We start from the raw sequence: 22787 nt of genomic DNA, 5'->3' as shown, positions 1-22787 counted from the left end.
GGAGTCAGGGCGACGAAACCGGGAAGTCCGCGATCGGCAGCTCGCGTCCGTCCTTGAGCGTGAAGCTGATCGCCACCGTGCCCTCGCGGCCGAGCTGGCGCAGCTCGGTGAGCACCGATCGCAGGTCATGGATCGACTGCACGCGCACCCCGGCGATCTGGCTGAGGCGTGCGCCGAGCAGCTGCTCACGACCCCGCCAGTGGGTGATCGGCGCCAGCGGGCGCAGCTCGTCCACCGTCGGCTGCGTGATCTTCTCGTCGAGCAGCAAGCCGAGCAGCTCCTCGGCGTCGATGAACACCTGCCGGTCCGCCGGCGCCGCCGCGACCACCAGCGTCACTGGCAACCGCGTCTCGCCGCGCAGCACCGTCAGCGCCAGCGTCTCGCCGGGGATGAGCCCGCGGACCATCTGCACGAACTCTCGCGCGAGCCGGGCCCGCGCCAGCTCGCCAGCGCCGTAGGCGTCGAAGCGCTGGCCGCGGGCCTCGACGATGATGTCGCCCGCCTGCAAGCCCGCCTGCGCCGCCGGCTGACCGGCGAACACCTGCTGCAACACCAGGCCGTTGCGGTAGCCGAGCCCCGCCGCCGCCTCGCTGACCGCGATCCGCGAGTCGACCTCGACCCCGATCTGCCCCGAGCGCGCCAGCTCGCCCTGCTTGAGCGCCCGCAGCAGCGTGAAGATGTGGTCGACCGGGATCGCGAACGCGATCCCCTGCGCCCGCTCGATCGTCGCCGTCGTCACGCCGACCAGCTCGCCGCGCAGGTTGAACAGCGGCCCGCCCGAGTTGCCGATGTTGATCGACGCGTCGAGCTGGATCAGCGGCGTCTGCTTGCTGCGCAGGATGTGGGTCCGTCCGAGCGCCGCGACGATCCCCTGGGACACCGAGTGCTCGAGCCCCAGCGGCGTGCCCACCGAGAACACCCCTTCACCGACCCGCAGCGCGCTCGATCGGCCGAGCCGCGCCGCCGCGAAGCGCTCCGCCGAGTCGGCGGGGCGCAGCTGCAGCAGCGCGATGTCTTGATCACGATCGGCGACCAGCAGCACCGCCGGCAGCTCGCGTCCGTCGGCGAAGCGGGCCCGCACCGCGCCGGTGACCTCGGGCGTGCCCGAGGCGCTCAGCACCCGCCGCGAGCCGTCGCGGATCTCCCCCGCGATCACGTGAAAGTTCGTCAGCACCAGCCCCGTGTCATCGACCACCACGCCCGCGCCGATCGTGTCCTTGCTGCGCAGCGTCACCACCATCTCGCGGGTCAGGGCGACCGCCTCGACCAGCGAGCCCTCCTTCCCGGGGCTGCAGCCGGTGACGCAGTGCTCCTCCGCCGGCGCTTGCTGTGGCAGCTCGGGCAGCACCGCGGTCGGCGGCGCCGTCACGGGCGCGGGCGCATGCGCTGGCGGCTGCTCCTGCATCCCGAGAAACACCGCGAGCCCGCCGAGCAGGACCCCGAACACCGCCGCGCCAGCCGCCAGCCACATCGGCTCCCCGCGCGCGGGCGCGGCCGTTCGATCATCGCGGGCCATCGCGCCGCTAACCTACCCTGCCCCCCTGGCATTCCCAAGCCTCACCAGGCCGACGCGACGGCCTCCCTGGCCACGGCTCCCGAGCCGCTGCGCTCGCCGGTCGCAGCCGTGTTGACAGCTCTCCCAAGCCCGCGTAGACCTCGCTCCGGTTCACTTCAATTTGAACTGAATCTCGCCATGTCCGCCCTGCTCCAGCCCGACGCTCTGCCCGCTGAGCCGCTCCCGCCGCTGATCTTGCGCGCCCAGGACGAGCTCTCCGAGGTCTGCGCCTCGATCGCCGAATTTTGGGGCTTCACGCGCACCCAGGGCCGGATCTACGGCCTCCTCCTGATGTCACCCGAGCCGCTCGAGCACGGCGCCATCCGCAGCCGCCTGGAGATCTCGGCGGGCTCGGCCAGCATGACCCTCGCGACCTTGCTCGACTGGGGGGTCCTGCACCGCGACGGCCGCAAGTACCGGGCCGAGACCGACTTCTGGAAGCTGATCACCCACGTCCTCGAGCGGCGCGAGCGGGCCCGTGTGGAGGCCGCTCTGGCGCGGGTCGCCGCGATCCTGGCCGAGCTGCGGGCCGAGGCCCACAGCGACCCGCGGATCGCATTCCTGCGCGACCGCCTGGCCTACATCCACGACTTCTTCCTGCTCGGGCGATCGCTGCTCGGCGCGCTGCTGAGCCGCGGGCCCGTCCGTGGCATCCTCGGCAGCCTCGCCCGCCGGGCCGCCCGCGCCGCGCCGCGCTGATGAACGCAAAGCAGACCCTCATGAACCGTCCGGCCACCTCTCTCGCCACCTCCGTCCTCGCGCCGCACGACGACCTCGCCGTCGACCTCAGCATTGAGGCGGCCAGCGGACTCGTCACGGACGAGCTGCAGGAGGTCGAGCAGCGCCTCGCCGATCTCCTGCAGTCCTCGATCGCCGTGATCCCCGAGCTCAGCGGTCAGCTCGCCTTCGCTGGCGGCAAGCGCTTTCGTCCCCTGCTCGCCTTGCTCGCCGCGCGCGCGGCCGGCTTCCTCGACCCCGTGCGGATCACCGTCGCCGCCGTCGGCGAGCTGCTGCACACTGCCACGCTGCTGCACGACGACGTGATCGACAGCGGCGAGTATCGGCGCGGGCGGCCGACCGCGCGCCTCCAGTACGGCAACGGGATGGCCGTGCTCACCGGCGACTTCTGCCTCGCGCGCGGCCTCCAGGCCATCGCCTACGCCGGTCGCCTTAGCGCTGTCCAGACCCTCGCCGACGCCGTCACGCGCATGGCCGAGGGTGAGGTCGCCCAGCTGCAAGTCGCCGGCGACGCCACCGTCGACCGCGACCGCTACTACCTCGTCATCGATCGCAAGACCGCCGCCCTCATCGCCTGGTGCGCCAGCCTCGGCGGCCTCGTCGAGCCGCGGATCGCCGCCGCGATGCACCGCTACGGCCTCGAGATCGGCTACGCCTTTCAGATCGCCGACGACGTCCTCGACTACACCAGCGGCGTCGATCAGACCGGCAAGGCCCGCGGCCAGGACCTCCGCGACGGCAAGCTCACCCTCCCGCTCATCCTCGCCTGCAGCCACGATCCCGGGCTGCGTCGCCGCCTCCAGCAGCTGCTCGGCGACGGGCCCCCGATCGATCCCAACGCCGCCGCCGAGCTCGTCGCCCGCGTCGCCAACTCGTCAGCCGTCGAGCAGGCCGCCGCCGTCGCCGAGGCCCACGCCGCCGTCGCCGTCGCCCAGCTGCTCCAGCTGCCCGCCTCGCCCGCCCGCGACGCCCTCGCCGCCCTCGCCCGCTACGTCGCCCGCCGCCGCACCTGAGGCCGCGCTCCGCCGCCCACCTACCTGGCCCCGAGTACCTGTCCGTTCGAACCTGGCCCCGAGTACCTGGCCCCGAGTACCTGTCCGTTCAACCCTGGCCCCGAGTACCTGGCCCCGAGTACCTGTCCGTTCAACCCTGTCCCTTCAACCATGTCGAACCAGCTCACCCCGCTCGAGTCCGTCACCGCGCTCGACGCCCACGGCGCCCAGGTGCAGAGCATGTTCACCGGCATCGCCCACGGCTACGACCGGGCCAACCGCTGGATGAGCTTCGGCACGGACATCCGCTGGCGCCGTCGCGCTGTCGCCGGGATGTTGCCCGCGGGCCAGCCCGCCGCCGGCGCCCGTATGCTCGACCTCTGCGCCGGCACCCTCGACTCCACCCTCGAGATCCACCACCAGCACCCTGGCGCCGACATCATCGCTGGCGACTTCTCGGCCGGGATGCTCGCCCACGGCGCCCGCAAGCTGCACGGCGAGGCCGCCCGTCGGATCACCCCGCTTCAGCTGGACGCGCACAGCCTCCCGCTCGCCGACGCCAGCCAGGACGCCATCTTCTGCGCCTTCGGGATCCGCAACCTCAGCGACCTCCCGGCCGCGACCCGCGAGCAGCTCCGCGTCCTTCGCCCCGGCGGGCGCCTCACGATCCTCGAGTTCTTCCGCCCCACCGCGCTCGCCACCCGGGCCGTGCACGCGCTGCACAACCGCACCCTCCTCCCCCTGCTCGGCTGGGCCGCCACCGGCAACCTCGACGCCTACCTCTACTTGCCGCGCAGCATCGGCCGCTTCGCCACCGTCGCCGCCTACACCGATCTGCTGCGTGAGCAGGGCTTCATCGACGTCCGCGTCGAGCGCCTCACCCTCGGCATCGCATGGGTCGTCCGCGCGACCCGGCCGGAGCTCGCATGAGGCTCGTCCTCGGCGTCACCGGTGCGAGCGGGGCCATCTACGCCCGTCGCGCGCTCGAGCACCTCGCCGCTCGGGCCGCCCGCGACCCCGCGCTGCAGGTCGACTGGGTCGCCTCGAACACCGCCCCGCAGGTGTGGCGTCACGAGCTCGGCGTCGACATGCCCGCGGTCACGCCCGGCGCGCGCCGCTGGGATCGCCACGACTTCTCCGCCCCCTTCGCCTCCGGCTCCAACCCGCCCGACGCCGTCATCCTGATGCCCTGCTCGATGAGCGCGCTGGCCCGCGTCGCCCACGGCGGCGGCGACGACCTCATGGCCCGCACCTGCGAGGTGGCCCTCAAGGAGCGTCGCCGCCTGATCCTCGTCGTCCGCGAGACCCCGCTCAGCCTCGTGCACCTGCGCAACATGGTCGCCGCCACCGAGGCCGGCGCGATCATCCTGCCGGCGATCCCCTCCTTCTACGGCGAGGTCCGCACCCTCGAGGATGCGATCGACACCGTCGTCGTCCGGGCCCTCGACCGCGCCGGCCTCGAGCTCCCGATCGTCCGCCGCTGGGGGTCCACGTGACCCACGCACAACCCTCGCTGGCGGCCTCGCTGGCGGCCTCGCTGGCGGCCTCGCTGGCGGCCTCGCTGGCTGCCTCGCGGGCGGACACCAAGCCCGCCGAGCGCCCCGCGGCCGCGCTCTGCCCCGCCGAGCTGCTCGCCCTGTTCGGGGACCCGGCCTCGGCCGGCCGCCGCGCCCAGCTCGTCCGCGCCGCCAGCTTCGGCTCGCGTATCTGGATCCGCCCGGCCCCCGCGCACCCGGCCGCGCGCGTCGCCGCGGTCCTGCGCGGCGAGCAGCTCCACGACCTGTCCCCGGGGACAGGTCCATCCAGACCTGTCGCTCCCGATACGTCCTTCGGACCTGTCCCTCCCGACATGTCCGAAGGGACCGGGCCCGAAGGACCTGTCCCTCCCGACATGTCCGTAGCGCCAGCGTGGCCCGCGCTCGCCGACCTCGCCGCGGGCGACCGCCTGATCGTCTCCGTCGGCCACGACCAGCTCGCGGCCTACTGCGCCTGGCTCGCGCGGGTCGCCAGCGACGCGCCCGCGGGCGTGAGCCTCACGCCCTGCTGCCCGACCGCGGGCGGCCTGTTTCGCCTGCACCTGATCGCCGCCGCCCGCCTCGCCCTGCCCACCAGCGTGCGCGTCGAGGTCCGCCACGACCTCCACGGCGTCCGCCTCGCCCAGGTCGCCCTCGGCTTCGGCGCCGACACCCTCGCCGGCCCGATCGACGCCGGCCGTCACCTCCCGCTCGCCGGGGTCCCGCGCCCGAGCGAGACCAGCGAGGCCGCCCTCTGCGAGCTGGTCCGCCAGGCCGGCCTCGAGCCCCTCACCCACGACCCAGCAAACCCGAGGACGCCATGATCCGCGACACCCGCCGCTTCGCCAACATCGCCGACAAGGTCCGCCACGAGGTCCCGCTCGATCAGGACGACGGCGTCTTCCTCTACCACTACCCCGACCTGCTCGCCGTCGGCGCCCTCGCCAACGATCGCCGCGAGCGCCTGCACGGCGACAGCACCTTCTTCAACGTCAACTTCCACATCAACCCCACCAACGTCTGCGAGGCCGACTGCAAGTTCTGCTCGTTCGCGCGGCTGACCCCCGAGTCGCCCGCGGCCTACACGATGAGCATCGACCAGATCCGCCAGAAGCTGCAGGACCGCCTCGATCAGCCTGTCACCGAGATCCACATCGTCAACGGCCTGCACGGCGGCCTGCCCTTCGAGTACTACAAGGACTGCCTGCGCGTGCTCAAGCAGCTGCGCCCCGACGTCCACCTCAAGGCCTACACCGCCGTCGAGATCCACTACTTCGCCGAGAAGTACGGCATGAGCCACGAGCAGGTGCTGCGCGAGCTGATCGACGCCGGCCTCGGCAGCCTGCCCGGCGGCGGCGCCGAGATCTTCGCCGAGCGCGTGCGCCACAAGATGTGTAAGGACAAGGCGAGCGCCGAGCAGTGGCTCGCGGTCCATCGCACCGCCCATCGCCTCGGCCTGCGCAGCAACTGCACCATGCTCTACGGCACGATCGAGACCCTCGAGGAGCGCGTCGATCACATGCTGCGCCTGCGCGCCCTCCAGGCCGAGACCGGCGGCTTCCAGACCTTCATCCCCCTGGCCTTCCACCACGAGGGCAACGACTTCGCCCGCCTCCCCGAGCCGACCGGCGTCGACAACCTGCGCACCTACGCGGTCGGTCGCCTGATGCTGCACAACATCCCGCACATCAAGGCCTACTGGATCATGATCGGCGTGAAGATCGCCCAGGTCTCGCTCAGCTTCGGCGTCGACGACCTCGACGGCACCGTGCAAGAGGAGAAGATCTATCACATGGCCGGCGCCGAGACCCCGCAGGCCATGACCCGCGCCGACCTCGTGCGCCTCATCCGCGAGGCCGGTCGCACCGCCGTCGAGCGCGACACGCTCTACAACACGCGCTGGACCGACGACGGCGCCGCGCTCCCCGGCATCCGCATCGACGCCAGCGTGCCCTTCTCCGGCCACCACACCCGCGTGCAGCTGCCCGTGCTCAGCTAGGCTGGCGACCCGCGAGCACGCGCACGGAACTCGGCGCAACCCTGGCTCAAGCGAGCCTTTCGGCGGACCACGCCGCGCACTATCCTTGCCCCGCGATGACCAGCGCCGACGGCAAGCAGTTCAAGGTCACCTACACGTCCGCCTCAAGCGACCTCGGCGAGTTTCACCGCCTGTTCGAGGAGGGCCTCGGGTGGGCCCGCGAGCACATGGGCCGCGAACATCTGTTGCACATCGATGGCCAGGCGCTGCGCTCCGAGCTGCCGCCGATCGTCGACCTCAGCCCGATCGACACCGCCCAGATCCTCGGCCGCTTCGCCGCCGCCACACCGGCGCACGTCGACCTCGCCGTCCGCGCCGCGAAGGCCGCCCAGAGGCCGTGGGCGGCGCTCCCGTGGCAGCAACGCCTCACCGTGATGCGCGCCGCGGCGGCCGAGATCCGCCGACGCAAGTGGCAGATCGGCGCCGTCATGAGCCTCGAGGTCGGCAAGTCGCGCATGGAGGCGATGGGCGACGCCGAGGAGTCCGCCGACCTCATCGATTACTACGCCGACAGCGTCGAGCAGCACGACGGCTTCTCCCGCCCGCTCGGCCGCCTCTCACCCAACGAGAACACCCGCGACGTGCTCCGCCCCTACGGCGTGTTCGCATGCATCGCCCCCTTCAACTTCCCGATGGCGCTGTCGGCCGGCATGTCGTCCGCCGCGCTGATGACCGGCAACGCCGTCGTCTACAAGCCCGCGCAGGACGCCCCCTGGACCGGCCTGCTCCTGCACGAGTGCTACATGGCCGCCGGTCTGCCCGCGGGCGTGTTCCACTTCGTCTCCGGCACCGGCGGCCAGATCGGCGACGCCATGTGGCGCCACCCGCAGGTCGACGGCGTCGTGTTCACCGGCTCCAAGGAGGTCGGCATGCGGATGCTCCGCGAGTTCTCGACCGCCTTCCCCAAGCCCACCCTGATGGAGCTCGGCGGCAAGAACCCGACCTACGTCGCCGCCTCCGCCGACCTCGACATGGCCGCGGAGGGCGTCGCGCGCTCGGCCTTCGGCCTGCAGGGCCAGAAGTGCTCGGCCTGCTCCCGAGTGTACGTGCACGCGTCGGTCGCGGCCGCCTTCACGGACAAGCTACTGGCGGCGACCCGCGCCCTCCGCATCGGCGACCCGAGCGAGCGCGACGTCTACTTCGGCCCCGTGATCAACACCCGCGCCCTCGCCACCTTCGCCGGCGCCGTCGCTTCGGCCCAGGACCGCGGCGAGCTTCTGATCGGCGGCCAGCGTCTGCACGACGGCCCGCTCGCCCGCGGCCACTACGTCGCGCCGACCATCGCTCGCCTGCCGCTGGACCACGAGCTGTTCGCCCGCGAGCTGTTCGTGCCCTTGCTCGCGCTCGGCGTCGTCGACGGCATCGAGCAGGCGCTGCACGAGAGCAACCGCGTCGAGTACGGCCTCACCAGCGGCATCTTCTCGGGCGATCGAGCCGAGATCGATCACTGGTTCGACAACATCGAGTCCGGGGTGTGCTACGCCAACCGCCGCAGCGGCGCCACCACCGGCGCCTGGCCGGGCGTCCAGTCCTTCACCGGCTGGAAGGGCTCCGGATCGAGCGGCAAGGGCGGCTGCGGCCCCTACTACGTGCAGCAGTTCATGCGCGAGCAGAGCCGCACCGTGATGGAGTGATGGAGGGATGGACATGCGCGACGAGACCCGAGACTACCCCCGCGTCGTGACGGCGCTCCCCGGCCCGCGTGGCGCGGCGATCATCGCCCGCGATCAGGCGTGGTCGTCGCCCTCGTACATCAAGGAGTACCCGCTGGTCGCCGCGACCGGCCGCGGGGCGATGGTCGAGGACGTCGACGGCAACCGCTTCATCGACTGGATGGCCGGCATCGCCGTCTCGGCGACCGGCTACAACCACCCGAAGGTCGTCGCCGCGGTCCAGGAGGCCGCCGGCAAGTTCCTCCACATCTGCGGCACCGACTTCTATTTTGAGGCGATGGCCGCGCTGTGCGAGCGCCTCGGCCGCTTGTACCCCGGCGGCGAGAAGGCCCGCGTCTTCCTCACCAACTCGGGCACCGAGGCGATCGAGGGCGCGCTCAAGCTGGCCCGCCACCACACCCGCCGGCAATACGTCATCGGCTTTCGCAACTCCTTCCACGGCCGCAGCTACGGGGCGATGTCTCTCGGCGCCAGCAAGGTCAAGTACCGGGCCCACTTCGGCCCGCTGCTGCCCGGCGTGTACCACCTCCCCTTCGACGACCCCTACCGCGGCGACTTCGACACGACCGCCGCCGACGAGTTGTTCCGCACCACCGTCGCGCCCGCCGAGATCGCCGCGGTGGTGCTCGAGCCGATACAGGGCGAGGGCGGCTACATCCTCCCGCGCCCCGAGTTCCACGCGTACTGGCGGAAATTCTGCGACGACCACGGGGCCCTCCTTGTCCACGATGAGGTCCAGTCGGGCGTCGGCCGCACCGGCAAGATGTGGGCTTGCGAGCAGTACGGCGTCACGCCGGACGTGATCTGCAGCGCCAAGGGTCTCGGCTCGGGTATGCCGATCGGGGCGATCATCGCCCGCGAGGCGACGATGACCTGGGCCAGCGGATCGCACGGCAGCACCTTCGGGGGCAACCCGGTGGCCTGCGCCGCCGCTCTGGCCACCCTCGACGCCGTCGAGGGCGGGCTCATGGCCAACGCCACGGTGATGGGCGAGCGCCTGCTCGCCGGCCTGCGCGAGCTCCAGCGCCGCCACCCGTCGATCGGCGACGTGCGCGGCATGGGCCTGATGATCGGCGTCGAGTTCGTGCTCGACCGCCGCAGCAAGAAGCCCGCCACCGCGCTGGTCGCCGCGCTCGAGCAGACCGCGTTCCGCCGCGGCCTGCTGCTGCTGTCGTGCGGCCAGTCGACGATCCGTGTCGCCCCCCCGCTGGTGCTCGACACCTACGACGTCGACCGCGGCCTCGAGATCTTCGACGCCGCGCTCACCGAGGTCGAGGGCCAGCAACTCGGCTGAGCACTTAGCGGAGGAAGGCCCGCACGCCGTCCTCGATGAGGTCGGCGACCGTGTGCATCTCGGCGCCGGTCAGGCACAGCGGCGGGCACAGGAACGCGATGTTGTCGCGGAACGGCAGGTACGCGCCGCGCTGCAGCAGGATCGCGTGCAGCGGCGCGACCGGGCGGTCGAACTCCACCGCGCGCATCAGCCCGAGCCCGCGGACGTCGCGGATCGCCCCGTGCACCGCCGGTTTGCGGGCGAGCGCCTGCAGCCGCTCGTGCAGCCCGGCGCCGATGCGATCCGCGTTCTCGACCAGCAGCTCGCGCTCCATCACCTCGATCACCGCCGCCGCCGCTGCGCAACTGACCGGATGAGCGTACTGGGTGAGGCCGCACCACAGCTTGTGATCGTCGAAGTGAGCCGCGATCGCCGACGAGACCATCACCGCCGACAGCGGCGCGTAGCCGGAGCTGAGCCCCTTGCCGAGCACCATCATGTCGGCGCGCGCCCCCCAGTGCTCACGTGCGAACCACCTGCCGGTGCGACCGAAGCCGCTAAACACCTCGTCGTCGATGAGCAAGATGCCGTGCTGATCGCAGAGCTGGCGCACCCGCGGCCAGAAGTCGCGCGGCGGGTGCTGCATGCCGTTGGTGCCGGTGAAGCCCTCGAGCAGGATCGCGGCGACGCTGCGCGGGTCCTCGCGCTGCAGCAGCGCCTCTAGGTTGCGCACCCACAGCGAGGGCGACGACGCCGTGGCCTCCGCGCAGGGGTACGGGTCTTCGATGTGATAGGCCGGCGCGAGGTCGGCGACGAAGGGCTGCTTGCGGGCGTCACCGGCGATGCCCAGCACGGCCAGCGTGGCCCCGTGGTACGAGTTGCGCCGCGTCACGATCTTGCTGCGACCCGTCACCAACCTGGCGATCTTGATCGCGTTCTCCACCGCCTCGCTGCCCCCGGTCGCCAGGAAGGCCTTCTCCAGCCCAGTGACGCGGTGCAACGCGGCCGCCAGTTCGACCCGGATCGGCAGCACCGCGTTGGGAGCCGCGGTCGCCTGGCTGCGGATCTGTTCGATCATCCGCTCCTGCACGTGCGGGTGCGCGTGGCCGACGTTGACGTTGTAGACTTGGCTCTCGAGGTCCCACAACCAGCCGTGCTCGACGGTCCGGAAGCGGGCGCCCCGGGCCTGATCGATCGTCAGCGGCACCACAGAATGCTGGGCGCTCCAGGTGAAGAAGAGGTGCGCCCCCTGGGCGCGCGCGAGCTCGCTGGGTTTCATCGGATGTTCTCCTCGAGGCCGCGCCAGCGCGTGAAGCCGAGCTGGCGCGGCGGGTTCGCCTGGGCGCAACCCGCCCCGGCCAGGACCTCGCCGCCGACGAGGTTCATCACCATCACGCCGCAGGTCCGAGACGCCGCCGCGTCGCCGCTCGCCTCGCCCCCGTGCGAGCACAGGCTGCGCGGGTGCCCCTCGTGGCTGGCGAGCAAGGCCCACAACCCGGCCGCGTCGCGCGGCCGCTGTTGCACGTACAGCGTCGTCGCCAGCTCCATGCGGCGAAAGCTCGTGCTGCTCGCCGGCACCCGCTCACGCTGGCGCAGCACTGGATCGAAGCAGTGGTCGGTATGCAGGTGGGCGGCACCCGCCCCGCTCTGCATGAGCACCTGCAGCCGCGCCGAGCACTCGATGCCGAAGAAGTCGCGGCCGTCGGCCAGCATGAAGTTATGACCGCCGCCGAGGGGCATGCGCGCGAGCCGGACGCGTGCCGTCGCCGCCGATGGCTCGACCAGCAGCGTACGCACCACCGCTGACGACAACAGCCCGATCCGCCCGTCGGTCGTGAACAGATTGTTGGTGGTGATCGCCAGCCCGCTCGCCGCGACGCCCATCAGGCCGAGGCAACCGGTGAGCGTGAAGCACAGCACTTCCTCGTCGCCGCTCCGCGGACGGATCCGCAGCAGCCGCACGTAGGGCCAGGCCGACCCGTGCGTGTCCCAGGTCTGCCCGAGCACCGGGCCTCGCGCCGCCCCGGGCAGGTACACCGCCGTACAGCCGCCCGGGTCGTCACTGCGTAATCTGTCTATTGGGACAGCTTCATCACGCAACGCGGCCGGCAGCTCGCGCAGGTCCGTGTAGTGGTTAAGGATCACGAGCTGCGCCAGCGTCACCCCGGCACCGCGAGCGATGCCCGCGAGCTCGAGCGCAAGCGCCGGGGCCTCCGCGGCCAGCACCGGCAGGTGGCGCGCCGCGAGCTCGTCGATCTGCGATGCGCTCGTGAAGCCGTCGTGACGCAGCAGCAGCTCGCCACGGATCGCGCAGAGCTCGTGGATCTGCGATCGCCACAGCTCCCCGTGCGCCTCCCCCCGTGCGCCCGGATCGTCCTGCTCGAACTCGGCGAGCTCGATGCGCATCGGGGTGGTCACGGCGGGCGAGCATGTCGCGCGGCGCCGCGGTCAGCAAGCCTCGACCTGCACGGCGCCTACCTCGGCGGTCGTGGCTTCACGCTCTATCACGCGTGGGGTCCGCACGGTGCACGCCCGCTAACGCCGCATTTCCACGACGAGTACCTGATCTGCGCCCAGCTCGCAGGTCACGAGGAGTGCCAGGTCGCCGGCAAGCTCCACACATTTAGCGCCGGCGACCTCGTGTTCATCAACCCGCAGCAGGTCCACACCGGCAACGCCCGCGGCAGCAGCGACCTCGCGTACATCACGCTCTACGTGGACCGCGGCGTGGTCGATGGCCTCGCCGCCGAGCTCGGCGACGAGCGCGGCGTCCGGCGCAGCCCGGAGTTCACGCAGGTACGTGCCACCGATCGCCGCGAACTGGCGGCCGATCTCCGCGGTCTGCTCGCGCTGGTCCGCAGCGCCAGGTCCCAGAGGACAGGTCCCGAGGGACAGGTCCCGGTCGTCGACCGCGAGCTCGACCTCGCAGTCGCGCTGTCCGTTTCGTGGCATTCGCCGAGTTCTCCAACCTCCGGGCGCCGCTGCTGCGCTCGACCAGCCGGGTCTCACACCGCAAGATCGCCCGCGTGCTCGAGTACATCCGCGCGCTCGATCCTGCGCACAATCCCACGGCCGTGACGCTCGACGAGCTCGCCGCGATCGCCGAGCTGTCCAAGTTCCACTTCCTCCGTCAGTTCGCCCAGGTCGTCGGCATCACGCCTGGCGCCTACCTGCGGACGCTCCGACTCTGTCACGCCGCCCGCAAGCTCCGGCACGGTCGGGGCAGCATCCTCGAGATCGCACTCAGCGTCGGCTTCGCCGATCACCCGAGCTTCTCCCGCGCGTTCGCCCGCCACATGGGGATGACGCCCTCGCAGTATCAGGCGCTCGGTCCGCTGTAGTTTAAAAAAGCCGGCGCGCGACTCAGGTCTAAGGTTCCTGCGTCGCGCGCCGTGAAGCACCCCCCGTGCTTCGGACGCACCATCTCAACCAACTTCAAGTGCGTCCGAGACTCGACGACCCCCGCGCATGCTCCGGGGCATGACGACGACGATGCCTGCCCGGGACGGATCCAGCGGCGCTCTGACCCCCCATACAACGATCGCTGGATCCGAGAGCACGGGCGCAAGGCCCGTCGAGCTCGGACTGGTGAACAGCACGCGGCGACGGACCGCCGAGGCGAGACGCGTCGCTGCGAGGTCGTGGGGAGCCGTCGATCCGGCCGAAGCCGGAGCTGTCCCCGCGACACTCGCGTCGTGTGCCATGCACGGTGCTTCTATGTCGCGACCCCGGGGCATCCTTCACCCCAAGCGACAGCATCACGTATTTTTTTTGGCCTCCTGGTGAGCCGCACTGGGAGGTCGATCTCGCGCCTACCGGTGCCGCGGCCCCCCATTGGGGATGGCGCAGGTCCAGCGCAGATCGTCGAGGAGCACCGCGCTGTCGACCTTGCGGTCGCCGACATCGAAGATCGCCAGCACCAGCGTGATGGTCTCTCCCGGGGTGATCGCGGCGCTCAGCTTGGTCCAGTCGATCGCCACGTGCTCCTCGAAGGCGAAACCGGTGAGGGCCGCGTCCTGAACGTGATCCCACTCGAGGGCGCCCGCGGCGAACGGCTGGAGCTGGTCGGGATGGACCGCGATGTTCCCGGTCCATTGTTCGGACTCGAGCCAGACCAGGAACAGGTCGTTGTTGGCGAAGGCGCCCACGGCGCTACGGTTCGGCCACTCGGCGGTGAAGAAGGCCGCCTGTAGCGACACGCCTACCGCACTCAGCGGCGCCGTCGCCGTCAGGCGCAGCTCGCTGTAATCGTGGGCGATCTGCGGATCACCGAGCCACTGCTTGTCGATGGTCGCGGAGCAGTCGCCGGGACCTGGCGGGAGCTGTCCTTTCGGACAGATGATCGGCGCCGGCTGCAACGGCAGCGGCAGCATCGCCAGGTCGTAGGCACCATCGTAGTCCGTGCTCGGACACGGGAGCCCGATCTCCGAGCACTTCGCCAGGAGCTCCTCAGGATCGAGCGCGACGTGGCTGGCGACGCCCGTGCTGAGCAGGACGGCCCGGCTCCCGAGGCGGGGCGCGAAGGTATCACCAGCACCGAGCGGGCCGGCGACGACCCACAGCGAGTCTGGCGTGCCTGACGCCACCACGCCTTCGAGGCTGCTGATCCCGCCAGTGCAGTTGACGCCGAGCGCGTGATCGACCCCGTCGTCGTCGGCATCGCAGTCAGGCGCCGGCGGTGTGCACTCCTCCTGATCGTCGGGGGTGCCGACGTCCAGCATCGGCCCGTCGCCCGAAGAAGAGGACGAGGTCGTCCCGGGGAGCCCCGGATCCGTCGCGCCACTCGAGCTCGCGGCCGAATCGTCGGTCGCCTCCGCAGGCGCGGTGGTGGTCGGCGTCAGGTCCGTGTCACCAGCAGGCGCGCTGGTGGAGCCAGTCGACGTGGGTTCATCGACGTAGAACGGCACAGTGCACGAGCACAAACACAACGACCCGACAGTCAGCCAGGTGGTGGCAGGGGGCAGCTTCACCGTCGGCGAGCATCGCACGGGAGCCAACTCACTGCATCATTTCAGCGCGGGCGGAAATGTGAGAAGCCTGGCAATGTCGCGCCGTCGGGGCCGTCGACCCAGTTAGGGGAATCGCTGACCTACCAGCGTTTAGCAGCTTGAAATTCCGCCAAAATATCGTGCGCGCGCGTTCACGCGCCGACCCGATTGATGTGCGGATGCGTGGTCGACTCACGAGAGATCCGCGCGCCCTCGCACGTTACCCGCGAGTCGCAGTCGCGCCCCGCCCCTGCGGTGCTCACGGCACGGCCGCGATGGCGGCGCGGATCCGCGGCGCATAGGTACCGTTCGGGTACTGCTCGAGAAACGCCGCGCTGCGCGGGCGCGCCTCGTCGACGCGGCCGAGCTCGAACAACGCGAGCACCGCGACGCCCTCCCACTCCTGCGAAAAATCGCCGGCGCTGAAGCTGGCCTTGCCGGCGTCCGCGAGCGCGAGCGCCTGCGCCGGGTCGCTGCCGAGGAGGCCGCGCGCCGCGTTGAGCTCGCGGGCCTCACGGAGGTGGTCCGCAGGCACCGTCGCCACCGCCGAGGCCTCGTTCCGGGCGCCGTGGATCCGTCGTCCACGTGGGAACTTGGCCCCTGCCGGTGAAGGATCGACGACAGCCTCGTCCACGATCACCACGGGAGCGAGCGGAGCCGCCGCCGGCACGCGCACAGGCGTGGGCGCGACCACAGGCTCCGTGGGATCCGGCTCAAGGACGACGCGGCGCGCCACGATCGGGTCCGACGCGAGCGCACCCGTCGGCTCCGCGGGGCCAGCGAGTTGCCACCCGAGCATCGCCGCGAGGCCGCCGGCCAGCAGCAGCGCCCCGACGGCGAGCCCACCCGACGTCGAGCCCGCGCCAAGACCTGTCCCTCGGGCCAGGTCCACCGCGACCGCCGACTCGAAGCGAGCGAGGCCCGCCCCGACGTCGAACGCGACCCCCTGTCCGCTGGCGACGCTGAGGTCGCGACGGAGCACGGCGGCGGTCGCCGGGTCGTTGAGCAGGCGGTGTGGATCTCCGGTCATTGGGTCACCATGAGTGAATTGGCCTTGCGGCCCTCGGGGCCGGTGGTGGGAGTGGGTCCGGCGCCGAGCAGGCGGCTGTGGACCTCCATGAACAGTTTGCGGGCCTTGTGCAGCCGGGAGTAGACGGTGCCGATGGGGATGCCGAGGCCCGCAGCGATCGAATCGCAGCTCTCGCCCTCAAGTTCGAACAGGATGAACACGGCGCGCTTGGCCTCATCGAGCGCCTCGAGGGCCTGTTGGACCCGGCGCAGCGCCTCGGCCGTCTCGGCCAGTTCGCCCGGGTTGCGGCCGGTTGCCAGGGCCCCGGCGACCGTCTGCACGTCCGGGTCCTCCCGTGAGCGACGCTGTCGTCGCCGTGCTGCCGAGCTCACGCGGATGGCAATCTCGGCCAGCCAGGTGGTGGGGCGGGCGGCCCCCGGAATGAAGCCCCCCCGGCGGTGGGCCACGAGAAACACTTCCTGAACGATGTCGTCGACCTCCTCTCGGCGCGTACCGAGGCGCACCACGAAGCTGGCGACGAACTGCGCGTGGTCCCGGAACAGCTTGGCCGCGTCGAGATGCGGGGCTGGTGCCGGGGCCGTGCCACCTTCAGGCGCTGTATGTCGCGGATCGGTCAAGACCTTCACCGGCACCCTCACCGAATCGTAAATGCGCCGCCGATGGCGAGCACGGCCCCGATCGGGGCCGAGTTCACGGAGTCGGTGATCATACTCGGATCGCCGGGCTCGCGGACCGAGACGCTGGGCCGAAAAAACGGAACCACGCCGTCGAGGATGACATCGACCGCGAACACCTGGGTGGTCACGATCCGCAGCTCGAGCGCCGCCGCGACGCTGACCCACGGGCTGACCAGCGCCTGGCTCGCCGTCAGGCCGCGGGTCAGCGCTTGCGACGCCCCGGCCGCCCCGCCAACGCACAGGCGTGGCCGTACGCGACGGCGCTGGACCCCGAAGCAACCGTCTAGGCGGCCCGCGACCAGCCCAAATTCGACGGTCCCCGAGCCGAGCGGTCGCCGCTGCCCGTAGCCGCCGAGCACGCCGACACGCAGCTCGAACCACGGGCGCCAGCCGAGCTCGGCCTGCATCTGTCCACCCCCCGCGAGCCCCGGCACCATCCCGACCCACAGCCCGCCGCGGAGCGCCGCAAGTGCGCGCAAGCGCGCAAGCCTGGGTATCACCTCCGGAGGCTTGCGACGGGCCTGCAGCGGCGGTCGCTCGTTGTCGACAGCGGGCGTCTGCGGCGGCGGAGGCGGCGTGTCGACCACCTCGTAACCCAGGGTCGTCAGCACCGACGCGTCGATCGCCATGGCGATCGCCAGCCCGAGCACCGCGTGCAGATCGCTGCACCCGGGCGGGCCGTCGTCGAAGGCGCGCTCGATCAGGCCGGCCGGGGTCAGCACGGTGATCGCCGCTGCGTTGGCGATGAAGGGATCGCCGCGCACCTCGATCGTCACTCCAGCCTCGATCTCGTCGCGGCCGAGCCAGGCCGGCACGTGCTCGGCGAGGGTCTCCGCGGACAGACAGGTCGCGCCGGGGATCACCCGCAGCGCCTCGGCGATCGGTCGCCGCGTCGGCGTTGGCGCGCGCCCTGGCGACGCGTCGGGCACTGGCGGCGTGACGCCGGGTGCCAACCTGCCCCAAGGGCCAGGTGAACCCGCGACTGGACGCGTCCAGAGCAGCAGCGCCGCGCCGGCGAGGACGCGGCCCGCGGGGCGAAGGGGGGGCACGGGCGGAGTGTGGCACGCCCGGCCGCTGCTGCGTTCGCGGCTGCGCGCGATCCGACCCGTCGGCGCAGGGAGCCCCCCAGAACGGCCGCGGATCGGGCATCCTGGGGCGGTCGTCAACCCTGTAACAGCCGCTCCCGGCCGCCGTTGTGTGCCCGCCATGCGCTTCACCCTCCTCACCCTCTCCTCTCTCCTCCTCGCCTGTGGCGGCGAGCCTGTCAAGCTCGCGGAGCAAGCTGAGAAGCTCGCCATCGAGGCCCCGAAGTCGGCCGGCGCCCGTCGCTTCGTGGTCGACAGCAGCGATGGCGTCCTCGGCTTCGACATGGACGCCCCGATCGAGAAGATCCGCGGCCGTGTCCCCGCCTCGGCGCTGACCGGCGAGATCTTCGTCGACACCGCCGACCTCGCCAAGACCACGGGCCTGGTGCACGTCGACCTCCGGGCGCTCGAGCTGTTCCAGCGCAAGGCCGACGCCGAGGGCCAGCCCTTCGGTGAAGAGACCAAGAACGAGACCCAGAACCAGCACGCCCGCGAGTGGCTGGAGATCGGCCCTGACGCCCCCGCCGACGCGCTCGCCAAGAACGCCCTGATCGAGTTCTCGCTGCGCGAGCTGGGGGACCTCTCGGCGACCAACCTCGACAAGCTCAGCGGCGCCGAGCGCAAGGTCAGCTTCACCGCGACCGGCGAGTTTCTTCTCCATCAGCGCAAGGCCAGCAAGTCGGTGAAGCTCGAGGCCACGTTCACCTACGTCGGCGACCAGCCGAGCAGCGTGCGCATCAAGAGCCTGGAGCCCCTCGAGGTCGGCCTCGACGAGTACGACGTGCACCCGCGCGAGGCCTTCGGCAAGCTGGCCGCCAAGACCCTGCAGACCCTCTCGCCGAAGGTGGCCAAGGCCGCCGCTGTACACCTCGAGTTCACCGCCAAGCTCGCGCCCGACGCCAAGCCCAGCATGGAGTCCGCCGCCGCTGGCGCGGCTCCGGCGGTCGCAGGCCAGGCCCCGAGCGGCACCCCGTACCAGACCCCGGCCGGCGACGCCAAGGCCGCCGCCACCGCGGCTCCCGGCAAGGCCGGCTGATCCGTTCAACCATCGCATCGCGTATCGCGCAACAGGAGCACCCACATGGACATCCGCACCATCTCTGCCACCCTCGCCATCCTCGGGACTGGCCTCTCTCTCTCCGCCTGCAAGAAGACCGCGGACGCCACCGAGGTCCCCGCCGCGAAGCCAGCCGCCGGCGATGCCAGCTGCGGCGCCGACCAGGGCCACGGCCACGCCAGCTGCAGCGCCGACAAGGCCGCCGGCGGCGAGAAGTCGTGCGGCGGGGACAAGGGCGAGAAGTCCTGCGGCGGCGAGAAGTCGTGCGGCGGGGACAAGGGCGAGAAGTCCTGCGCCGGTGACAAGGCCGCTCCGCCGGCCACTGCGGCCACCGCTGCCGCCGCCGAGCCCGCGGCCACGCCGACGACCTCTGGTTCGGCCGTCGCCGCCGACGCCACCGCGCCGGCCGCCACCGCCACCACCAAGACCAAGACCAAGAAGAAGACCACGAAGGCCAAGGGTGAGGCGGCCTGCGGCGAGGGCACCTGCAGCTGAGTCGCAGCCGCGGGCCCACTGGCGTCGGCCTTGGGCTGCGCTGGGCCTTCCTCGACGACGTGCTCGCCGGACCGGTCGACCCCGCGATCGCGTTCTTCGAGGTCTCGCCCGAGAACTACATGCGCCGCGGCGGCTACTTCCCCGCGGCGCTGCATCGCATCGCCGCCGAACGACCGCTGCTGACCCACGGCCTCATGCTCGGGGTCGGCGGCGCGGCGCTCGACCGCGACTACCTGGCCCGCCTGCGCGTCTTCCTCGACGAGCTCGGCGTCGATCGTCACAGCGATCACCTGTGCTGGGTCGGCGGCCCCGGCTCCTGTTTGCACGAGCTGCTGCCCCTGCCGTTTCGCAGCGGCGCGGCTCGCCACGTCGCCGATCAGCTGCGCCGGGCCGAGGACCTGCTCGCGCGACCGATCGCGCTCGAGAACATCAGCGACTACGCCGCCCTGTCGCACGGCCCATCGCGCGGCGCGGCCGAGCTCGACTTCCTCTGCGAGGTGCTCGAACGCGCCGGCTGCGGCCTCCTGCTCGACCTCAACAACGTCGCGGTCAACGCCCACAACCACGGCCACGACGCGCGGGCCTTCGTCGCCGCCCTGCCGCTCGCGCGAGTGGTCCAGATCCACGTCGCTGGCGGTGAGCCGCGGCCCGAGCTCGGCCTCGTGCTCGACACCCACGGCGCCCCGGTCTCGGCGGAGGTCAAGGATCTGCTCGCCTGGACCCTCGCGCGCACCGGCCCGCTGCCGGTGCTCTACGAGCGCGACCACAACATCCCGCCCTACCCCGAGCTGCTCGCCGAGCTGCGCGAGCTAGGCGCCATCTACCGCGCGGCCCTCGGTGAACATGTCCCTTCCGACATGTCTCTCACGCCATCCCGATCGCAGCCGATCCAGCCCTCCGAGCCCGCCGAAGATCGCGTGCTCGCAGCCGTGCAAGCCGCGATGGTCGAGCACATCACAACCCGCACGGTCGAGGCCCCTCGCGCCGCCCTGCCCGAGGCCGACGCGCTGCTGGTCGCCGCGCCGCGCGTCGCCGTCTACCGCGACCTGGTCCGCGACGCCCTCGCCGCCGCCGTCGCCCAGTTCCTCCCGCGGACCCAGGCCCGCCGCGGCCCCGCCTTCGCCGACGATCTGGCCGCCTGGCTGGCCTCCGGCGGCCCGCAGAGCCGGCTCCTGCGCGACGTGCCCGGCGAGTTCTTCAGCTTCATCGCGCCGCGCTGGCGCGCCGAGGCCCCGTCATGGTTGGCCGAGCTGGCCGCGCACGAGCTGCTCGAGTACCGCGTCGCCGCCGCGCCGCCGCGTCCGCGCGGTGAGCCGCGGCCCTTCACCCTCGACGCCCGCCTCGAGTTCGACGCCAGCGCCCAGCTCGTCCGCTACGACCACGCCGTCCATCACCTCGCCGACGATCCGGACGACCTCGCTCCGCCGACGCCCGAGTCGGTGGTGCTGCTCGCCTACCGCGACGAGGCCCACGTCGTCCGCTTCCTGCAGCTCACGCCGCTCGCCGAGGCCGTGGTCGCCGCGTTGCTCGCGGGCGCCACCGTGGTCGAGGCCGTGCAGGCCGGCGCCGCCGCCGAGGCCGCGCCCCTCGACGACGACCGCCTCGCCCGCATCAGCGCCCTGCTGGCCGACCTCGCCGCGCGCAAGGCCGTGCTCGGCCCGATCTAGTCAGCCCGCCCCGCGCGAAGGGCCGTACTCGCCCCGATCGAGTCAGCCCGCCCCGCGCGACACGCCGACCTTCGGGCACTGCGACTGCAGCGGGCAGCGCGGACACTCCGGCTTCTTGGCGGTGCACAGGTAGCGGCCGAACAGCACCATCGCCGGCCCGAAGTAGGTCCACTGATCCTCGGGCACGATCGCCATCAGGTCAGCCTCGATGCGCTCCGGGTCGCGCTGCTGCGTCAGGCCCATTCGCTGGCTGACCCGCTGCACGTGGGTGTCGACGATGATCCCCGACGGGATGTCGAAGCAGGTCGCCAGCACCACGTTGGCCGTCTTGCGCGCCACCCCGGGCAGCGTCACCAGCTCGGCGATGCTCTGCGGCACCTCGCCGCCGAAGCGATCGACCAGGGCCCGGCAGGTCTCCTGGACCGCCTTCGCCTTCTGCTTGTAGAAGCCCGTCGGTCGCACCGCCTCCTCGAGCTCGCCGCGATCGGCCGCCGCGAAGGCCTCGGCGTCGGGGTAGCGGGAGAACAGCGCCGGTGTGACCGCATTGACGCGCTCGTCGGTGCACTGCGCCGCCAGGATCGTCGCCACCAGCATCTGCACCGGCGTCGACCAGTCGAGCTCGTAGCGGGCCGTCGGGTGCAGCTCGCGGAGGCGTTCGAGGAGCAGCTCGGCCGTGACCGTCATGGGCCAGCAGCCTATCACGGCGGCCAGGATGGTAGAACCGAGCCAGGCATGAGCGACCCGATCGGCCTGCAGCGCTATCAGATCATGGAGGCCCTCGGCGCCGGCGCGCAGGGCAAGACCTTCCGCGCGATCGATCGCGTCAGCAACACCGCGGTGGCGATCAAGGTGCTCGAGCTGCGCGACCTCGGCGGCGACTGGAAGCCCTTCGACCTGTTCGAGCGCGAGTGCCAGGTCCTGCGCGACCTCCGACACCCGGCGATCCCGCGCTACCTCGATCAGTTCACCAGCGACAGCGGCCGCGAGTTCTTCCTGGTGATGGAGCTGGTCGAGGGCGAGCCGCTGTCGCGCCGCCTCGGCCGCGCCGGAATGACGCAGCCGGAGCTGCTGGCCCTGCTCGATCAGGCCCTGACGATCCTCGAGTATCTCCACGCCCGGCATCCGCCGGTGATCCACCGCGACATCAAGCCCTCCAACCTGATCGCCCGCCCGCAGCGCAAGGACAGCCCGCTGGCGCTGATCGACTTCGGCGGCGTGCGCGTGGCCCTGGCCGCCGACGGCGGCTCCACCATGATCGGCACCTTCGGCTACATGGCCCCGGAGCAGCTCCACGGCGAGGTCACGCCGGCCACCGACATCTACGCGCTGGGGGCCACCATCGCCGCGCTCGCGGCCGGCACCGCCGCCGACCGCCTGCCCCGTCGCGGCCTCACGATCGACCTCGCGGCGGTGCTCCCGGAGGGCCCGTTGCGGAGCGTGCTGGCCGGGATGCTGGCGCCCGAGCCGGCCCAGCGCCTCGCCGACGCGGCCGCGGTGCGCCAGGCCCTGGCCGCCGCGCAGCTGTCCCCGCGGACAGGTCCTTCGCGCCAGGCGAGCCCGGCCTCGCCGCCCCGTGATCTCGCACCGCGTCCGGAGGCCGCCGTCGCGCGCAGCGATCCGCCGCGCTTCCTGCGGGTCCTGGTGTGGCTGTGGAGCCTCGCGGCCGCCGGCCTGTTTTGGTTCATCGAGCTGGCGATCCTGCCGCTGTTCTTCGCCATCGTCGGTCAGCGGCGGCGCTACGCCAAGCCGAACCGCCGCCGCCGCCTCGCAGAGCGGCAGCTGCGGGCGATCGCCGCGGTCCGTGGCATCCGCGGGCGCATCGAGGCCATCTCGGAGCGGCACGACCCGAGCCGCCGCGAGCTGCCCCCGGGCGACGACGTCTGAACACATCTGTCCCAAAGGACAGACGGTCTCCCGCGCTCGGTCGCTGCGTTCGGACAGTCCGCCGCGCGGATCGTTGAGCAGCTCGCCGTCGGTCACCGCCGCGAGCGGCCGCGAAGCGAGC

At 71.8% G+C, this 22787-nt stretch carries 21 protein-coding genes and 1 pseudogene; 14 read left to right on the top strand and 8 right to left on the bottom strand.

Features of this window, described 5'->3' with window-relative positions; all coding sequences use genetic code 11:
- Positions 1 to 4: 4 nt before the first annotated feature.
- On the bottom strand, positions 5 to 1516 hold the full coding sequence (locus tag IPJ59_RS02425; protein ID WP_293269583.1) for a S1C family serine protease: 1512 nt from the start codon (positions 1514 to 1516) through the stop codon (positions 5 to 7).
- Between the two features lie 177 nt (positions 1517 to 1693).
- On the opposite strand from IPJ59_RS02425, the gene IPJ59_RS02420 reads away from it, so the two are divergent.
- The 8 genes from IPJ59_RS02420 (at position 1694) to IPJ59_RS02385 (ending at position 9804) form a co-directional block, all read left to right on the top strand.
- Positions 1694 to 2254 (top strand): GbsR/MarR family transcriptional regulator, encoded by a 561-nt coding sequence (locus IPJ59_RS02420; protein ID WP_293269582.1) that lies wholly within the window; start codon positions 1694 to 1696, stop codon positions 2252 to 2254.
- A 20-nt stretch (positions 2255 to 2274) separates the two neighbouring features.
- A complete protein-coding gene (locus tag IPJ59_RS02415) occupies positions 2275 to 3306 on the top strand; it encodes a polyprenyl synthetase family protein (protein WP_293269581.1) in 1032 nt (343 codons plus the stop codon).
- A 150-nt stretch (positions 3307 to 3456) separates the two neighbouring features.
- The gene (locus IPJ59_RS02410) at positions 3457 to 4215 is read left to right on the top strand and encodes a ubiquinone/menaquinone biosynthesis methyltransferase (RefSeq protein WP_293269579.1); all 759 of its coding nucleotides are present in this window, start codon (positions 3457 to 3459) and stop codon (positions 4213 to 4215) included.
- On the top strand, positions 4212 to 4781 hold the full coding sequence (locus IPJ59_RS02405) for a UbiX family flavin prenyltransferase (protein ID WP_293269577.1): 570 nt from the start codon (positions 4212 to 4214) through the stop codon (positions 4779 to 4781). The genes IPJ59_RS02410 and IPJ59_RS02405 overlap by 4 nt, the downstream gene beginning before the upstream one ends.
- Positions 4778 to 5623 carry a hypothetical protein gene (locus tag IPJ59_RS02400; RefSeq protein WP_293269576.1) on the top strand — a complete coding sequence of 282 codons (846 nt, stop codon included), beginning with the start codon at positions 4778 to 4780 and terminating at the stop codon, positions 5621 to 5623. Before IPJ59_RS02405 ends, IPJ59_RS02400 begins: the two co-directional genes overlap by 4 nt.
- A complete protein-coding gene (gene mqnE / locus IPJ59_RS02395) occupies positions 5620 to 6798 on the top strand; it encodes an aminofutalosine synthase MqnE (RefSeq protein WP_293269574.1) in 1179 nt (392 codons plus the stop codon). The genes IPJ59_RS02400 and mqnE overlap by 4 nt, the downstream gene beginning before the upstream one ends.
- Before the next feature lie 95 nt (positions 6799 to 6893).
- Positions 6894 to 8471, top strand: coding sequence for an aldehyde dehydrogenase family protein (locus tag IPJ59_RS02390; RefSeq protein ID WP_293269572.1), 1578 nt, complete (start codon positions 6894 to 6896; stop codon positions 8469 to 8471).
- 13 nt (positions 8472 to 8484) lie between these two features.
- Complete coding sequence (locus IPJ59_RS02385; RefSeq protein WP_293254374.1) at positions 8485 to 9804, top strand: acetyl ornithine aminotransferase family protein; 1320 nt, start codon at positions 8485 to 8487, stop codon at positions 9802 to 9804.
- Between the two features lie 4 nt (positions 9805 to 9808).
- On the opposite strand, the gene IPJ59_RS02380 is transcribed toward IPJ59_RS02385, so the two are convergent.
- Positions 9809 to 11062: an aminotransferase family protein gene (locus IPJ59_RS02380; protein WP_293254371.1), complete on the bottom strand. Its 1254-nt coding sequence runs from the start codon at positions 11060 to 11062 to the stop codon at positions 9809 to 9811.
- Entirely contained in the window at positions 11059 to 12201 is a 1143-nt protein-coding gene (locus tag IPJ59_RS02375) for a C45 family autoproteolytic acyltransferase/hydolase (RefSeq protein ID WP_293269571.1), read from the bottom strand. The genes IPJ59_RS02380 and IPJ59_RS02375 overlap by 4 nt, the downstream gene beginning before the upstream one ends.
- Between IPJ59_RS02375 and IPJ59_RS37505 the strand changes: the two are divergent.
- A pseudogene (locus IPJ59_RS37505) lies at positions 12103 to 12594 on the top strand (AraC family ligand binding domain-containing protein); the annotation flags it as partial. The gene IPJ59_RS02375 and the pseudogene IPJ59_RS37505 overlap by 99 nt on opposite strands.
- A gap of 134 nt (positions 12595 to 12728) precedes the next feature.
- Complete coding sequence (locus IPJ59_RS02365) at positions 12729 to 13124, top strand: helix-turn-helix transcriptional regulator (protein WP_293269569.1); 396 nt, start codon at positions 12729 to 12731, stop codon at positions 13122 to 13124.
- 471 nt (positions 13125 to 13595) lie between these two features.
- Here the strand turns inward: IPJ59_RS02365 and IPJ59_RS02360 are convergent, their stop codons facing one another.
- The 4 genes from IPJ59_RS02360 to IPJ59_RS02345 all read right to left on the bottom strand — a co-directional run bounded on the left by IPJ59_RS02360 (position 13596) and on the right by IPJ59_RS02345 (position 17527).
- Complete coding sequence (locus tag IPJ59_RS02360) at positions 13596 to 14753, bottom strand: hypothetical protein (protein ID WP_293269568.1); 1158 nt, start codon at positions 14751 to 14753, stop codon at positions 13596 to 13598.
- 277 nt (positions 14754 to 15030) lie between these two features.
- Positions 15031 to 15801: a hypothetical protein gene (locus tag IPJ59_RS02355; RefSeq protein WP_293254359.1), complete on the bottom strand. Its 771-nt coding sequence runs from the start codon at positions 15799 to 15801 to the stop codon at positions 15031 to 15033.
- Positions 15798 to 16433 (bottom strand): RNA polymerase sigma factor, encoded by a 636-nt coding sequence (locus IPJ59_RS02350; protein ID WP_293254356.1) that lies wholly within the window; start codon positions 16431 to 16433, stop codon positions 15798 to 15800. Before IPJ59_RS02350 ends, IPJ59_RS02355 begins: the two co-directional genes overlap by 4 nt.
- 2 nt (positions 16434 to 16435) lie before the next feature.
- Positions 16436 to 17527, bottom strand: a complete 1092-nt coding sequence (locus IPJ59_RS02345) for a hypothetical protein (RefSeq protein WP_293269567.1) — start codon at positions 17525 to 17527, stop codon at positions 16436 to 16438.
- Between the two features lie 157 nt (positions 17528 to 17684).
- Between IPJ59_RS02345 and IPJ59_RS02340 the strand changes: the two genes are divergently transcribed.
- The 3 genes from IPJ59_RS02340 to IPJ59_RS02330 are packed head-to-tail and all read left to right on the top strand — an operon-like array spanning position 17685 to position 20782.
- Positions 17685 to 18599 carry a hypothetical protein gene (locus IPJ59_RS02340; protein ID WP_293254350.1) on the top strand — a complete coding sequence of 305 codons (915 nt, stop codon included), beginning with the start codon at positions 17685 to 17687 and terminating at the stop codon, positions 18597 to 18599.
- A gap of 45 nt (positions 18600 to 18644) precedes the next feature.
- On the top strand, positions 18645 to 19115 hold the full coding sequence (locus tag IPJ59_RS02335) for a hypothetical protein (RefSeq protein WP_293254347.1): 471 nt from the start codon (positions 18645 to 18647) through the stop codon (positions 19113 to 19115).
- On the top strand, positions 19091 to 20782 hold the full coding sequence (locus IPJ59_RS02330) for an MbnB/TglH/ChrH family RiPP precursor modification enzyme (protein WP_366524540.1): 1692 nt from the start codon (positions 19091 to 19093) through the stop codon (positions 20780 to 20782). Before IPJ59_RS02335 ends, IPJ59_RS02330 begins: the two co-directional genes overlap by 25 nt.
- A 42-nt stretch (positions 20783 to 20824) precedes the next feature.
- Here IPJ59_RS02330 and nth read toward each other — a convergent pair whose 3' ends face one another.
- The gene (gene nth / locus IPJ59_RS02325; RefSeq protein WP_293254344.1) at positions 20825 to 21466 is read right to left on the bottom strand and encodes an endonuclease III; all 642 of its coding nucleotides are present in this window, start codon (positions 21464 to 21466) and stop codon (positions 20825 to 20827) included.
- Between the two features lie 48 nt (positions 21467 to 21514).
- On the opposite strand from nth, the gene IPJ59_RS02320 reads away from it, so the two are divergent.
- Complete coding sequence (locus IPJ59_RS02320; protein WP_293254341.1) at positions 21515 to 22666, top strand: serine/threonine-protein kinase; 1152 nt, start codon at positions 21515 to 21517, stop codon at positions 22664 to 22666.
- Positions 22667 to 22787 lie beyond the last annotated feature (121 nt).

Source organism: Nannocystis sp. (assembly GCF_016714285.1).
Lineage (GTDB): Bacteria > Myxococcota_A > Polyangia > Nannocystales > Nannocystaceae > Nannocystis.
This window is presented reverse-complemented; position numbering and strand designations above follow the sequence as displayed.